This is a genomic window from Pediococcus claussenii ATCC BAA-344, from assembly GCF_000237995.1.
Taxonomy (GTDB): domain Bacteria; phylum Bacillota; class Bacilli; order Lactobacillales; family Lactobacillaceae; genus Pediococcus; species Pediococcus claussenii.
In genome coordinates this window covers 392517-407108 of the sequence record NC_016605.1, presented here as the reverse complement: position 1 = coordinate 407108, position 14592 = coordinate 392517, and the positions used below count along the sequence as shown (strand labels likewise).

Here is a 14592-nt window from a genome sequence, read left to right as displayed (position 1 = left end):
CTTAAAATGTAAAGGCTTACACTAAATGATTATCACATTTTTAACTTTATTTTGAACGTATACTCGTGCTTCATAGGGGTTAAAAATATTTTCTTTATTGGTTTCGTAGTTACTAAGTATTAATTTATCGTTAGCCCGCAATTGAGACGATCTATAACTAATTTCATGGTTTGCAAAACTACACTGAACAATCAGTTTTTGTCGTTTATTTTCACGTATAAAATTAAACATTTCAGGATTGTCATCATTTAGTTCATATATACCATCCGTAATGACTGCCAGATTATGTCGCATCTCAATCAACTGTTGATAATAGTAGAAAACTGAGTTTGGATCTTTCAGAGTATCGTGAACATTGATTTCTTTAAAATTCGGATTTAACTTTAGCCATGGTGTTCCTGTCGTAAATCCACCTTTGTCCTCCCCGTTCCACGGCATTGGGGTCCGCGCATTATCTCGTGACTTAGCATATATCCCAGCTAGTGCCTGTTCAGGTGTTTGCTTCTGAACTTCAATCAACTCCCGATATCCGTTTAAAGTTTCAAGATCTTGATATTCATCGATCGAATTAAATCTAGCATTGGTCATACCAATTTCCTCGCCTTCAAAAACATACGGAGTTCCTTGCATCATATGTAGCAACGTTCCCAACATTTTTGCGGATTCGATTCGATATTGCTTATCATTACCAAAACGAGTAGTCGGTCGTGGCTGATCATGATTACTCCAATAAAGTGAGTTCCATCCTCCCTTAGCAGATAATTCTGTTTGCCACCTACTTAAAACACGCTTCAAATCGTCTAATTTAAAACGTTTAGGAGTGAACTTTCCGTAGTTTTCTGTATCAAGTCCCATGTGTTCAAATTGAAAAATCATGTTTAACTCTTCACTAGCTGGTTGAGTATACCTAACTGCTTCTTCAGGGTTAGTATGTGGCATCTCACCAACTGTCATAATGTCATATTTTGACAATACTTCTTGATTCATTTCATGTAAGAACTCATGAATTCGGGGTCCGTTTGCCGTTTCTGGTTGGGAACTACCATATTTTTCATCACCATTTTGGGGACCATCCTTGTAGCTACGCTTCGAAATTAAATTAATAACATCCATACGGAAACCATCAATTCCCTTATCAAGCCAAAACTTCATCAAATCATAAACTTCTTCTCGTACTCTAGGATTTTTCCAGTTAAGATCTGGCTGCTGCTTTGCAAAAAGATGTAAGTAATATTGTGCAAGATTTTCATTATAAGTCCATGCTGATCCACCAAAATAACTTCCCCAGTTATTCGGAGTCTTTCCTTTTTTACCATCTTTCCAAATATAGTAGTCATGATGTGGATCATTCTTGTCCTCTGCAGCTTTAAACCAGGGATGCTGATCTGAAGTGTGATTTACTACTAAATCCAATATTATTTTAAGATGGTGCTGATGTGCAGCCTGTAACAAACGATCAAAATCCTCCATCGTTCCAAAAATCGGATCAATTGCTCGATAATTTGCAATATCATACCCATTATCAATCTGTGGTGACACATACATCGGATTGAGCCAAATAACATCTACCCCTAATTTTTCAAGATAATCTAAGTGTCCAATTATTCCATTAATATCACCAATTCCGTCTCCATTTGAATCCTGAAAACTCTTGGGATAAATCTGATAAACCACACTTTTTTTCCACCATTCTGGTTCTTTCAAAGCGAGCACCATCCTTTACTTTTAGAAAACGTTTACATATTTACTTTATCGCATCTAAATTTCTTTGACAAATTTTAAAATAAGGGTTGCATTATAAATTAAAAATTGGTAATATAATTATCATAAAGTTTTAACTTATTGCTCAGTGGCACAATGGTACTGCGCTCGACTGTTAATCGAGAGTGTGTTGGTTCGATTCCAACCTGAGCAGTCTCTATAGGATTCCTCGCGATCATTAAATAGAAAAAGAGTTGCAACATTTTGTTGCAACTCTTTTTCTTTACTTAACAACTACCATTAAAATTTAATAAACACTACTCAACTTTGCGTTTCTTATACTGCCATTTACTGTTGCGTTTAACTAAGGTATGCGTAATTTTAGTGCTATTCCAAATTTGATTGTCCGACGGATCTAGGATTAGTAAACGCGTCGTAATTAACGCGCTGTCCCCTTCATCACTAAGTACAAGTGGATTAAATAATAGATGAACACTTCCAACAGGTTCTTTATCCCACGTTTGCGCAACAAAGTCAGCAATATTATCTTTACCTGCAATTATACGATTATTAAATAAAATTTCACCATTACTTATAAATAAATCACGATATCCTTCAATGTCTCTTTCAGTTGCTAACTCGTCAGCTTTTATTAAAAGTTGAAAAATTTCGTTTTCCATCGCAGTCATCTCTTTCTAGGGATAATGTCTTAGATATCAGGTCGATATTTTTGCAGAATAATAATAGCAATAATAACTAATACTGAGCCTAATAACTCCACCCAATTAAATTCTAATCCTAAAAAGACTAAACTCAAAATAAATGTTACCACCGGCTGCACAGCGTCTAAAATACTGACAACTGAAGACGGCGCAAAATTTAAACTATGAAGCAATGAAAGGAACGCTAAAATCGTTCCTATCAAAATAACAGTTCCAATCGACAGGACTGTACTAGTATGAATTGGCGGAACATCAACCCAGACAGGGCGTTTCAAGTTAAATAAAACACTAGCAATAATTAACGCCCAGCCTAATACAATCATTGGTGAATGTTCCTTAGTAACTGGCTTAGGCAATACAATATAAAAGGCAGCAGTTACACCTGACAAAATCCCCCAAATCAATGAGTTAGTTGGAATCGCCAAAGTATTCAAGTTCCCCTTAGTAATTGCCAAGAATACTCCCAATAAAGCTATTCCAAATGCAATCATATCGCTACGTAAAGGCCGTTCGTGTTGAAATAATAAGCTTCCCAACACAATAAACAATGGACTAAGATACTGTAATATAGTTGATGCCGCTGCGTTACCAGTTTGAATACTCATGTAAAAAGTATATAAATTAGCCATTAGTCCTAGCACAGCATACGCAACTAACCAACCTACTAGCCTCCAAGACTTGAAAACATCAAATATTTTCATCCCATAACGTGCAAAACTAATTATTATTAATATAAGGCCTGCACCTAATGTGCGCACCGATAAAAACCATTCGGCAGGAATCTTTTGTCCCTGCGAAATTACTTGTAACACCGTTCCGGAAATTCCCCACAGGGTCGAAGCAAAAATCGCCCAGAAAATCCCTTTTCCTACGTGTTTCGATACTGCTTGATTATTCATTCCAATGCTCCTAACTAACAGTTATATATTCAATACTTTATCTAAGAACTCCTGAGTCCTACTATTTTGTGGATTACCAAATATCTGTTCAGGAGTCCCCTCTTCCATAATATAACCATCAGCCATAAATACTACACGATCTGCTACCTCTTTGGCAAAACCCATTTCGTGAGTAACGACTATCATGGTCATTCCTTCTTTAGCGAGGGCCTTCATAACAGCAAGTACATCCCCTACCATTTCAGGATCAAGTGCCGAAGTTGGTTCATCAAATAAAATCATATCTGGTTTCATTGCCAACGTTCGCGCAATCGCAACACGCTGCTTTTGACCACCAGATAAAGAAGCTGGCTTAGCATCAAACTTATCTTCTAATCCAACTTCTTTTAGTAATTCCTTAGCAGTGAATTCAGCTTCTTCTTTGTTCATCTTATTCAACTCAGTTGGTGCTAACATAACGTTTTCTCCAACTGTTAAATTATTAAATAGATTAAAATGTTGAAACACCATACCTATTTTTTCACGAACATGATTAATATCTGTTTTAGGATCTACCAGATCATGTCCATCCACTACAATCGATCCCGACGTCGGCTCTTCTAATTTATTTAAGGTGCGCAAAAAGGTACTTTTACCGGAACCAGACGGGCCAATCATGACAACTACTTCGTTATCCTGAACTGTTAAATCAATTCCCTTTAAAACTTGGTTACTGCCGTATGATTTTTTTAATTGTTTTACTTCGATTTTTGCACTCATGCGTTCATCCTCTTTTCAAACCAGTTTGATAGCCACGTTAGCAATGTAATAATAATCAAGTACATTAAAGCCACAATTGCCCATATCTTGAATCCTTCAAAATTCCTTGCAATGATGATTTTCCCTGTCTGTGTAAGTTCTAGGATACCAATAATCGATAGAATTGAAGTATCTTTTAGCGTAATAATAAACTGGTTAATAAATGATGGAATCATAATTCGCAAGCCTTGAGGTAAAATCACTCGTCTCATTGACTTCCAATATGGAAGTCCAAGACTCTTAGCTGCCTCCATTTGACCGCTATCAACTGCTTTTATTCCTCCCTTTACAAAGGCAGCAGTATAGGCGCCTTCATTCAAAGTCAATGTTATAATACCTGCAATAAAGGCTGGAATTTTTTCTCCTGTCAAATTAGGGACTCCTGAATAAATAAAAAGCGCAAGTACTAGCAATGGTAATCCTCTAAAAATATAAATAATTATCGTCGAAACTCCATTTGCAAGTTTATTAGGCATAACTCCAAGTAAACCTAGTAGAACACCAAAAATTGTCGCACATAAAATTGCTACAACTGTTAGAAGTAGCGTTTGTTGGAGCCCACCCATTAGCGCGCCCCAATTTTGTTTTAACAAACCAAAAATAGAGTTATCATCCTTTTGCTCTTTTTGCTGCTTGATTGCTTTTTTTCCTAAGTACTTTGAAACAATTTTGTTATATTGTCCATTTGCTTTTAACTTCTTTAAACCCTCATTGAATTTTTTTAGCAATTCCTGGTTTTGCCCTTTTTTGACCGCAAATCCATAAGCTCCACCTTGTGCAGGTTTAGTTGCAATGCTCAATTTAACACCCGTTCTAATGGCATACTGCATTACTGGAGCATCTTCAAAACACGCCACCGAATTCTTATTCACAACATCACTATACATATTATCCGAATCATCGAAAGTTACAGTTTTAAAACCATACTTAGACTGCAGCTTTTGTGCGTAAGCTGCAGCAGCCGTTCCAGTTTTAATCGCTACTCTTTTGCCTTTAAGATCTTTTAAATCTTTAATACCACTTTTAGGTGAAACAGCCATGACAACCCCAGTTTTAAAATAAGGATCCGAAAAATCCATTTTTTGCTTTCTTGCTGGTGTGATTGTTGTACCAGCAATCATTCCATCGATTTGACCAGATTCCAAAGATTGAACAGCCGCATTAAATCCAATTGGTTTAATGTTCACTTTAAATCCTTCTTCGTTGGCAATCTCTTTCATTAAATCAATATCAATTCCAACATATTTATTCTGATTATTAGCAAATTCAAACGGTGGATAAGTCACATCTGTACCAATTTGATATGTCTTTTCATCTGCCTTTATTTTATTCGACGATCCATAGCTACTAATTCCGGTTGCTAAAGCCACAAAAGACAACAATACTAATAAAAGCCACTTTTTATTTTTTAGCATATATGTACACATCCTTTTGCATGTCACAAAATGTAACATGGCGTTTTTACAACTATACCATACTTTATTCTCCACGTAAAAATCCATTTTAGGTTAAACCAAATTGACTTATATATCAAAGCGATATATTATATATCACATTGCTATATAAGGACGTGATATTTGATGTACGAATTATTTATTTTAAGTGAAATTTTTGATCATGATATTGATGGCTATCGTCTAAAATACATTTTGGAGAATCGTGTTGGTCACAAAAGAAAAGTTAGTTACGGTTCCCTTTATCCGCAACTCGGCAAATTAGAAAAAAACGGTCTAATTGAACTTATAAAAGAAGACAACAATCCTAGAAGTCGTAAGGTTGCTCATATCACAGCAAAGGGGCGAGAGCGTTTCTTCGAGTTAATGATGGAACCTGTTCCAATAAATGGTAATCTTGATTTCACTTATGAATTTAAGTTTGGTTCTCTTCGATTTTTAACGACAGAACAGCAGATTCAAATTCTTAACGAATATGCTGAATTTCAGAAGAATACTATTGAACACAATCAACAAGTCGCAAAAGAAATGCATAATTATAATTTTATGTCAGAAAGTGACAAAAAAGATACACAGAGAGTGACAGGATTAAGAATAGCTCAATCGCGCGCTGGATTGGATTGGGCAAACAAAATAATAAACGAGGTATCTAACGATGCAAAACGCACAAAATAATGCAAAACGATGGTGGGCATTAGCCGCTGTTTGTATAGCAATTTTCATGGCTCTACTGGACGTTACTGTTGTCAATGTTGCTCTTCCAACAATTCAAAAAAGTTTCAATGATACATTTGATCAATTACAGTGGATTGTTAACGCTTATACTTTAATGTATGCAATTAGTCTTTTATTAATTTCCAAGCTTGGAGATATTTTTGGAAGAAAGCTAATGTTTATTCTTTGCTTATCATTATTTACTGTCGGATCACTTGCCGGTAGTATGGCACCAAATGATAGTCTTTTAATTCTTTTCCGAGGCATTCAAGGTATCGGTGGTTCAGGTATGATGAGTTTGTCCATGAGTATCGTTGCCACAATGTTCCAAGGACGTGAACGCGGATTAGCACTCGGTATCTGGAGTAGTATTGCGGGTCTTTCAACCGCATCCGGACCCTTAGTTGGTGGTTTGCTAGTGCAATATTTTAGTTGGAGAGCAATTTTTCTAGTAAACGTTCCGATTGGCATTATCGCTATAATCATGTCCATACTTTTTATCATAAAAAGTAACCACACAGAACATGTTAAAATCGACTGGATTGGAATGGTTGTTTCAACTTTGATGGTTTTTTGCTTCATTTTCGGATTAATTCAGAAAGAAAACCATGCTAACTACGACTGGACCAACTGGCACGTTGCTTCTCTGTTATTAGCCGGCGTCTTGCTACTTGTGTTCTTTATTTGGATTGAACATAAGTTAATAAGTCCAATGATTGATTTATCTATTTTTAGCAGTACATCATTTATCGGTACATGTATTGCCGCATTCGTTTTGGGCGGCGGAATGTACGCATTTTACACTTACTTAACCGTTTTAATGCAAAATTATATGGGATATACGGCACTTCAAACTGGTTTTCGCCAAATGTTAATTAGTTCATTCTCGTTAGTACTCGGACCAATTACTGGATCCCTCACAAATCGAATTCGTCCTCGCTATTTAATTACCGGAGCTCTTTTGTTAATGGGCGGAGGTATGTTATCTGCCCTACTCAATCTTGGATATAGTTCTACTTGGACCGTTTTAATCCTTTCTTTTATACTCTTTGGGCTTGGAAATGCTCTTATTAACCCGCCTATTTCAAGTACAGCTATAGAATCAGTTGAATCTCGTCATATTGGAATGGCTTCTGGGGTTGTAAATGTATTCCGACAAGGCGGAACTAGTTTTGGTGTTGTTATCTTAGGAATTATGCTAACAAACACTTTCAATTCTAAAGTGACGAGCGGCCTATCGCATATTCATAATTTACCAGAAACTGCTAAAACTGGGTTGCAGAAGGGATTATTTGCGGCAGGACCATTCTCAGGAAATGCCATAATTAATAGTCCCCAGGCAAAACAACTTCACCAAATTCCAGGATTGTTTGGTCAAGTAAAAACTGCTGTTTTCCATGCCTACTACCAAGGCATGAATAGTGTTATAGCAACTTCTCTAATAATGTTTAGCATTGCAGCAATTTTATGTTTCATCTTAATCAGCATTAAACCCCATAATCAAGCATAATTCGAGTAGTACACGAAAAAACGACAAGCAAACTAATGAATGCTTATCGCTTTTTTATTCGGATTTAAATATGTCTCGTGTTTTTCGCGTTATTTAATGCAGTAAAAATGAGGTTTATTTTAAAATAGCATCCGGATTGCTCCGCTCTCTGTTTTGAAATGAGTTACTCAACCCAGCTTTCTGCGGATAACCAAGAACGGCGCCTTGACCTAAACCGTCAAAGCGTCGTTCTCTGTTATTCCTCACAAGCTATTCAGGTTGCTCCACTCTCTGTTTGAAATGAGTTACTCAACCCAGCTTTCTGCGGATAACCAAGAACGGCGCCTTGACCTAAACCGTCAAAGCGTCGTTCTCTGTTATTCCTCACAAGCTATTCGGGTTGCTCCACTCTCTGTTTTTATGGCATATCATTTCCAGCCGCATAGTAGATGTCATACCATTCTTGACCTGTTATTTTTACATCACTTCCAGCAGCTGATTCTTTAATATGCTGTGGGTTCATCGTTCCTAAAAGGACCTGGAACTGAGCCGGATGCCTTAAAATCCAAGCAGTAGCAATCGCGTTTTTAGTCACCCCATAGATATCGGCAACTTCTTGCATTTTACGATTTAACTCAGGAAACTTAGGATTATCAATAAACACACCTGCAAACATTCCGTACTGATATGGTGACCATGCTTGAATCGTAATACCGTTAAGACGAGCATATTCTAAAAACTGTCCGTCATGGTCAATGCTACGAGCATCATGCATATTTGTATGCATTCCGAAATCAATCATTCCAGAATGCATAATTCCAAATTGAAGTTGGTTAATCTCAAGGCGTTGCGACAAATAACTTTGTAATAATTCAACTTGCATTGGGTTGAAGTTGGAAACACCAAAGTGACGTACTTTACCAGCTGTTTGAAGTTCATCGAATGCTTCAGCAATTTCTTCCGGTTCCATCAGTGGATCTGGACGATGAAGCAAAAAGGAATCCAAGTAATCTACTCCCAGTCGTTGTAATTCACCATCTACGGCTGAAATAATGTGATCTTTTCCAAAGTTATAACGATTACCATAAGGGATATCTCCCTTATTTGGATTTACAATTCCACCCTTTGTTTGGATAAACAAATCTTCACGTTTAATATCAGTTAATTTTAATCCTTCGTTAAAACGAATACTTGATTGACCTGCCGCATAGATATCAGCTGAGTCAATGTAATTAATACCGGAATCAACGGCTGCTTGAATTGCTTTGGCCGCTTCCTCTTTTGTTAAAGCATCCATTCGCATAATACCTAATGCAACATCTGAGACTTCCATCCCACCTATGTTAATCTTCTTCATAGTGTCCTCCTAGTCATTTTTCAAAAATGTAAGCATTTACACAGAACAAGAATAACACTTTTTGTGAATTATTGTTATTCATATGTTGATGACCCTAGAACATTTTTCCACCATAAAAATAACCACACCGTCAACAACACCACTGTCCAAATCATTTCTATCAGGACATTAATAACCACAAAACAACTAACTAAAGACCACAAAAGAGCAAAAATCGTTGCCTTAATAACCGTTAACCTTACATTAAAATTCCCCTTATGGTAATAAAATAGCATTCCAATTATTCCTACAAAAAAACAAACTAATCCCACAAATGTAATTGTTAGATAACAACTGCTCGATAATTCGTTTCCAATATACAACTCAGTCGGTGCTGCAATAAAAGCTAGCCCGATAAATATCATATAATGAACCGTTATTAACCCAATCCCAGCCGTGTTTTCTAGCTTACGATTTAACCCAAGATCGTAAGTTAATATGTAAAAACTAAATAATAAAACAATCAAAATAAAGAAAAAAAGCGATGCCCAATGTAACTCATGAACATGAATAGAAGTGGCTACTGCAATTACTGACTCACCAAATAAAAGTAGAGTAAACAGGGAATATCGTTCCGTTAAATGTTCAAATTTAGTTGGAAAATTTTCCAGAGTTTTTTTCATAAAAATTGGCCCTATAGCGGCGATTACCCATGAAATAAAGTAGAGTTCAAATCTAATTTGATAGCCAGCAAAAGGAATTATTGTAATGAAGCCTAAGCAACTAGTCACCAAAATAAGGATCCCCAACCGTTTAGCTAGCCTCTTTTGATTAGGCGCACTTGTATGTGACATTCTCCACATGTATTGTATTCCAACACTAAGCATTATTAATGATGTGCTACCAGCAAAGGTCGGATGCGTTGCTTGAAAATTAGTATTTAATGATTGTGATAAGATAATCACCAAAAACATATCAATGATCATAACCACCCAATTAACAAAGTTATTGACAAAAAACGATTAGCAAAAACTGTTTGATATGTCCAAATCGACCAAAACACCAACATCATCATTAAAAATTCGCCAATATTTAACAGCGGAATACGCTCGTTTTGTACCACATGTAAAGTCGCGGTAATCTTACTAATTGCATACGCAAAAATTAGATCATAAAATAGTTCAATATTTGAAACTTCAGCTGATTTTCGAACAATTTTATCCATCCCAAATCTCACTCCTTAGCACTAGATACTTTAATATGAATTATACTCTGCAAAATTACCTGATTCGACAGAATTTCAATATTATTTTTTAATAGGTCGTTGTATAATGTAGAGATACTAAAGAAGTTAGAAATGGGGAATTATTTTTGGATAGCGGTCAGATAATTACAAACCTGATTGTGATATTGGTTACTTTCGTCTTTGCCTACTTCTTCGTTGCAGCTGAATTTGCACTTGTGCAGTCTCGACTCAGTGCTCTTGAAGAAGCTGCCAAGGGAGCAGCTAGTGCTCGTTTACGTAAGAAGTATGAACGGGCCATGTACATGGTTACACGTTTAAATGAATATTTATCGACTACACAGGTTGGTACCTCGATTTGTGGAATTATTTTAGGTTGGATTGGTGAATCACTCGTTGAATATCTTATTGTTCAAGGATTTGGTGCTACTCACCTAGTTAATTCAGCTTCCCTCCATATCATTGGCGCCATCGTTGGTGTTCTTGTTTTAACGTATTTGGAAGTTGTTATTACAGAAATTGTTCCTAAAAATATCAGTATTGATATTCCCTTAAAGGTTTTAATGTGGGTTGTTACTCCGTTGCATTATTTTCACACTATCTTTTATCCATTCGTTTGGTTCTTAAATGTATCAGCTAACGGGATTGTCAGGTTATTAGGTATGAAACCTGCTGATGAGAATTCCGAGGTCTTTTCACAAGCTGAGATTTTGAGCCTTTCAAAAAATGCTGTTTCAGTTGGTGAATTGGATCAAAACGATTATGTGTATATGCAACGTGCTTTTGATTTTAACGACAAAGTTGCCCGTGATATCATGATTGATCGTACGCAACTAATTGTTCTAGACATAGATTCCACCGTGGATGATGCCCTAAAGCAGTATCTTCAAAGTCGTTTTAGTCGCTTTCCCGTTGTTGCCAATAATGATAAAGACAAAATTCTTGGTTATATTTACAACTACGATATTATTCGTCAAAGCCAGGTAGACGCAACCATTCCGGTCAGCAAACTGCTAAGAAATATTATCACTATTCCTGAAACCCTTCCCTTACAGGATGTTTTAGGTAAAATGCTTCAAAAGCAAACACCGATTTCAGTTGTCGTTGATGAATACGGTGGAACAAGCGGTATTATTACCGACAAAGATATTTATGAAGAAGTGTTTGGTACCATTAACGATGAAGTAGATGATGTATCTGGAGATTATATCCATAAACAAGTAAATGGTTACTACCAAGTAAGCGGAAAAACAACTGTTTATGACTTTGAACGCTATTTTGGTATTGATGTTCCTGGATTTGAAGAAGAGGATGTTGTTACCCTTGGTGGTTATGTGATTGATAATCGTCCAAACGTCAAGGTCGGAGAACATGTTCGGATTGAAAACTATGACTTTGAAGTTCTTGATAACGAAAATGCTCATATTGATTGGTTCAAAGTTCACAAGTTAAAGCCTGAAGAAATAGATTCAGTTTTACCAGTGGTTGAGCCCGAAGAAGAGTTTGACGATTAATTTTTACTTTTATAATCAGTATAAAAATACTAATACCAATGGTTTTCTGAAAAACACCAAACGATGAGCAAATCGTCATTGGTGTTTTTTTAGTGCACCATCTCCCTTACACACTATCGTATTCCGTCATCCCACAGGAAAACACATGAACATCTGCAGAGGACGCAAGGACCAAGGATTGGGGAAATGATTTAAAAAACAAAAAAAGACAGCTGCGGGTAACAGCTGTCTTAGGGGAGTAGGTTGTTGAAAACTAAATTCTGCACTTTGGAGGAGTAATCAGAATAAAAGTTTTTTGTTAAGGATAGGGTTTTCCTTAACCTTGTAATATATAATAACTAATAGATGTGAAGAAATTGTTAACATAATTCGTAGATTCTATCAAACTTACATGTCCATATAATTACATACGAATGAACGAATTTTACTTTTATACTCTTTCGGGTTTATCCAAAAACTTTCTGCATGCACCGCATTGGGAACAACCCAGCGATCTTTGGGTGCATCAGTAGCCTCAAATGATTGGTTTAACATCCACGTAGGAACAAATTTATCTTTTTCACCATGAATGAAAAAAATTGGACGCAAATTTTTTTTGAGTTGCTTCACAGATGAAACCTCTGAAATCGAAAATCCTAGTCGATGCTTATTAATTTGACTAATAATTTGGGTCATTGGAAACTTTGGGATATGAAACTGCTGTTTTAATAAGAAAGAGAGTTCTTCATCTAATGAAGAATAACCACAATCGGAAATCAAAACCTTTACCTGTGGTGGCAAAGCTTCTCCACTTACCATTTGAATAGTAGCGCCCCCCATACTTACACCAAACATCACTATTTCAGCATTTTCACCCGTTTTTCGGACCACCTCTTTAGCCCACTCAACATAGTCCAAGCGGTCTAACCAGCCGAAATTAATATAATCGCCTGAACTTTTTCCGTGAGCTCGGTCATCTGGGCACAGTACATTAAATCCCCAATCATAGAACATCTTAGCGAAGTTACACATGGTTTCACCACTTCCCTTGTACCCATGTGCAATTATCACTGTTTTGGAAGAAAGATTCCGAGCTGGAATATAAGTTGCCGAAACAAAATTTTCCGGATCATCCGGGTGAAGGGCCCACAACTCTGATGGAACTTTCTTAAACCAATCAACATATGCAAAATATTCGTCAGCGTATTTCTGCTTATCTTCCGAAGCATCGGGCACATAATCGATTCTTCTGAAAGCATAATCATACAATCGTGAACTCAAGGCTGCCACTCCAGAAGTTGCAAGCATAATGGGGGCAACGATCGTAAGTCCTAGTTTGACGTCTTTTTTCATTGCAAGCTCCTTACTTTTTTACTATTTTTCTAAATATATCCGTTGTAAATCTTTGATCTCTTGATTTGAAATTTTAAGGTGGTCACGCATGTACCCTAGAACACTTCCTGACATGTTTTTCATCTCATTGGTCGCTACATTATAGTATGAAATATGAACTGATTGAAGAGCGCGCATGCTCTGAATAAATGGTGCAGGAGCGTTTTTTAATTGTAAGTTTTGAATTACTTCATCGATACGATTTTTAGATGCACGATTTGTTAGCAAATAATCTGCCTTAATTGTGTCTTCATCAATATCCAACGCATTCATCAGGAAGACTGCACCCATTCCCGTTCGATCTTTACCGGCAGTACAGTGAAAAAGTAACGTACTGTCCTCATCTGAGTTATCCAATAAATAGTCAAAAAACTGACGATAAGCTTTCTGCGATTGTTGCTGATGAACTACATCTCGATAAACCTTTTGCATCTCACGCATTCCAGTTTGAGCATCCTGCTGCATTTTATATTTTAATAACTCATTTTGTTTAGTACTCTGGGTCTCATCAATTTTAAAAACAGGGTCAAATTCATACTTCACACCCTCAGGTACACGATCAGGAGAGTCAGCCCGTTCCTCAGGTGAGCGAAAATCAATATCGTATTTTACCCCATACTGTTTAAGAAACTCCAATTCTTCATCCGATAAATCACCTAATTTTCCAGATCTAACAACTTTATGCCACTTAATAACACGACCTTCGGTATTTTTGTAGCCACCCAATTCTCTAAAATTAGTTCCATTTTTAATTGGTAAAATTCTTGCTTTTTCCATATCAACTATCCCTTCACTAATTTACTGATTCGATTGGCCATATTATCATAAATCCGTTTACAATCAACGGAGTTGCCTCTTAACTCGTAATCGTCAATCATTTCAAATCCATAATCACGCGCATAACGTCGTGCGGTTAGGCAATACTGCTCATTAAAGTTACGGTTACCACTTCCAACCACACCTAGACATTGTTTTCGATTATTATTATAGGCAATATATTCACCCAAAACATTGGTCATTAATTCTTTAACACCATTGTCAATTCCATTTCCACCATCCAAATAGGTTGGCACGAAGGCAAAATATGGAGCCGTCTCATTCATGAAATCGCTCTGGTCACTAATTTCCTTAGCAACAACTAGTGGACGATGACTATCTTTGCCATGTTCTTTTTCTGAATAGTCGATCAAATCCTGTACAAATGATCGTGTGTTGCCTGCAATTGATATATAAATAATGTAAATTTCGTTTTCCATACGGTCATCACCCCTCATTATTTCACACTAAATATTACGCTCATTTATGTAAAAATGATAGCAACACCTCATTCAAAGAAAACGCTCACAGGATG

At 36.5% G+C, this 14592-nt stretch carries 14 protein-coding genes and 1 tRNA gene; 4 read left to right on the top strand and 11 right to left on the bottom strand.

Translation table 11 applies throughout. From position 1 onward, the window contains the following. Window positions 1-21: 21 nt before the first annotated feature. Window positions 22-1704: an alpha-glucosidase gene (locus tag PECL_RS01900; RefSeq protein ID WP_324608736.1), complete on the bottom strand. Its 1683-nt coding sequence runs from the start codon at window positions 1702-1704 to the stop codon at window positions 22-24. A 139-nt stretch (window positions 1705-1843) separates the two neighbouring features. Here PECL_RS01900 and PECL_RS01895 point away from each other — a divergent pair. Further along, window positions 1844-1915: transfer RNA gene (locus tag PECL_RS01895), tRNA-Asn, on the top strand. Window positions 1916-2018: 103 nt separating this feature from the next. On the opposite strand, the gene PECL_RS01890 is transcribed toward PECL_RS01895, so the two are convergent. The 4 genes from PECL_RS01890 to PECL_RS01875 are packed head-to-tail and all read right to left on the bottom strand — an operon-like array spanning window position 2019 to window position 5535. Beyond that, window positions 2019-2381 (bottom strand): nuclear transport factor 2 family protein, encoded by a 363-nt coding sequence (locus PECL_RS01890; RefSeq protein ID WP_041534556.1) that lies wholly within the window; start codon window positions 2379-2381, stop codon window positions 2019-2021. A 29-nt stretch (window positions 2382-2410) separates the two neighbouring features. Beyond that, the gene (locus PECL_RS01885; RefSeq protein ID WP_014214906.1) at window positions 2411-3322 is read right to left on the bottom strand and encodes a DMT family transporter; all 912 of its coding nucleotides are present in this window, start codon (window positions 3320-3322) and stop codon (window positions 2411-2413) included. Window positions 3323-3343: 21 nt separating this feature from the next. Then, on the bottom strand, window positions 3344-4081 hold the full coding sequence (locus tag PECL_RS01880) for an amino acid ABC transporter ATP-binding protein (protein WP_014214905.1): 738 nt from the start codon (window positions 4079-4081) through the stop codon (window positions 3344-3346). Next, window positions 4078-5535, bottom strand: coding sequence for an amino acid ABC transporter substrate-binding protein/permease (locus PECL_RS01875; protein ID WP_014214904.1), 1458 nt, complete (start codon window positions 5533-5535; stop codon window positions 4078-4080). The genes PECL_RS01880 and PECL_RS01875 overlap by 4 nt, the downstream gene beginning before the upstream one ends. Window positions 5536-5700: 165 nt before the next feature. On the opposite strand from PECL_RS01875, the gene PECL_RS01870 reads away from it, so the two are divergent. Next, window positions 5701-6249 (top strand): PadR family transcriptional regulator, encoded by a 549-nt coding sequence (locus PECL_RS01870; RefSeq protein ID WP_014214903.1) that lies wholly within the window; start codon window positions 5701-5703, stop codon window positions 6247-6249. After that, window positions 6230-7798: an MFS transporter gene (locus PECL_RS01865; protein WP_014214902.1), complete on the top strand. Its 1569-nt coding sequence runs from the start codon at window positions 6230-6232 to the stop codon at window positions 7796-7798. Before PECL_RS01870 ends, PECL_RS01865 begins: the two co-directional genes overlap by 20 nt. A 397-nt stretch (window positions 7799-8195) precedes the next feature. Here PECL_RS01865 and PECL_RS01860 read toward each other — a convergent pair whose 3' ends face one another. The 3 genes from PECL_RS01860 to PECL_RS10340 form a co-directional block, all read right to left on the bottom strand. Then, window positions 8196-9134 (bottom strand): aldo/keto reductase, encoded by a 939-nt coding sequence (locus PECL_RS01860; protein ID WP_014214899.1) that lies wholly within the window; start codon window positions 9132-9134, stop codon window positions 8196-8198. A 74-nt stretch (window positions 9135-9208) separates the two neighbouring features. Continuing rightward, complete coding sequence (locus PECL_RS01855; RefSeq protein WP_158308528.1) at window positions 9209-10087, bottom strand: low temperature requirement protein A; 879 nt, start codon at window positions 10085-10087, stop codon at window positions 9209-9211. Window positions 10088-10095: 8 nt separating this feature from the next. Then, window positions 10096-10338 (bottom strand): low temperature requirement protein A, encoded by a 243-nt coding sequence (locus PECL_RS10340; protein ID WP_041534554.1) that lies wholly within the window; start codon window positions 10336-10338, stop codon window positions 10096-10098. Window positions 10339-10484: 146 nt separating this feature from the next. On the opposite strand from PECL_RS10340, the gene PECL_RS01845 reads away from it, so the two are divergent. Continuing rightward, window positions 10485-11870: a hemolysin family protein gene (locus PECL_RS01845; protein WP_014214898.1), complete on the top strand. Its 1386-nt coding sequence runs from the start codon at window positions 10485-10487 to the stop codon at window positions 11868-11870. Window positions 11871-12257: 387 nt separating this feature from the next. Here the strand turns inward: PECL_RS01845 and PECL_RS01840 are convergent, their stop codons facing one another. Genes PECL_RS01840 through nrdI form a run of 3 tightly spaced genes read right to left on the bottom strand, consistent with a single transcriptional unit; the run spans window position 12258 to window position 14497 of the window. After that, the gene (locus tag PECL_RS01840; protein ID WP_014214897.1) at window positions 12258-13202 is read right to left on the bottom strand and encodes an alpha/beta hydrolase; all 945 of its coding nucleotides are present in this window, start codon (window positions 13200-13202) and stop codon (window positions 12258-12260) included. A gap of 21 nt (window positions 13203-13223) precedes the next feature. After that, entirely contained in the window at window positions 13224-14018 is a 795-nt protein-coding gene (locus PECL_RS01835; RefSeq protein ID WP_014214896.1) for a tyrosine-protein phosphatase, read from the bottom strand. 5 nt (window positions 14019-14023) lie between these two features. Continuing rightward, window positions 14024-14497, bottom strand: a complete 474-nt coding sequence (gene nrdI, locus PECL_RS01830) for a class Ib ribonucleoside-diphosphate reductase assembly flavoprotein NrdI (RefSeq protein ID WP_014214895.1) — start codon at window positions 14495-14497, stop codon at window positions 14024-14026. Window positions 14498-14592: the final 95 nt, after the last annotated feature.

Coding starts and splice junctions, on each gene's coding strand:
- PECL_RS01890 (WP_041534556.1), bottom strand. CDS start 2,381: ATGGAAAACGAAATTTTTCAACTTTTAATAAAAGCTGACGAGTTAGCA.
- PECL_RS01885 (WP_014214906.1), bottom strand. CDS start 3,322: ATGAATAATCAAGCAGTATCGAAACACGTAGGAAAAGGGATTTTCTGG.
- PECL_RS01880 (WP_014214905.1), bottom strand. CDS start 4,081: ATGAGTGCAAAAATCGAAGTAAAACAATTAAAAAAATCATACGGCAGT.
- PECL_RS01875 (WP_014214904.1), bottom strand. CDS start 5,535: ATGCTAAAAAATAAAAAGTGGCTTTTATTAGTATTGTTGTCTTTTGTG.
- PECL_RS01870 (WP_014214903.1), top strand. CDS start 5,701: ATGTACGAATTATTTATTTTAAGTGAAATTTTTGATCATGATATTGAT.
- PECL_RS01865 (WP_014214902.1), top strand. CDS start 6,230: ATGCAAAACGCACAAAATAATGCAAAACGATGGTGGGCATTAGCCGCT.
- PECL_RS01860 (WP_014214899.1), bottom strand. CDS start 9,134: ATGAAGAAGATTAACATAGGTGGGATGGAAGTCTCAGATGTTGCATTA.
- PECL_RS01855 (WP_158308528.1), bottom strand. CDS start 10,087: ATGTTTTTGGTGATTATCTTATCACAATCATTAAATACTAATTTTCAA.
- PECL_RS10340 (WP_041534554.1), bottom strand. CDS start 10,338: ATGGATAAAATTGTTCGAAAATCAGCTGAAGTTTCAAATATTGAACTA.
- PECL_RS01840 (WP_014214897.1), bottom strand. CDS start 13,202: ATGAAAAAAGACGTCAAACTAGGACTTACGATCGTTGCCCCCATTATG.
- PECL_RS01835 (WP_014214896.1), bottom strand. CDS start 14,018: ATGGAAAAAGCAAGAATTTTACCAATTAAAAATGGAACTAATTTTAGA.
- nrdI (WP_014214895.1), bottom strand. CDS start 14,497: ATGGAAAACGAAATTTACATTATTTATATATCAATTGCAGGCAACACA.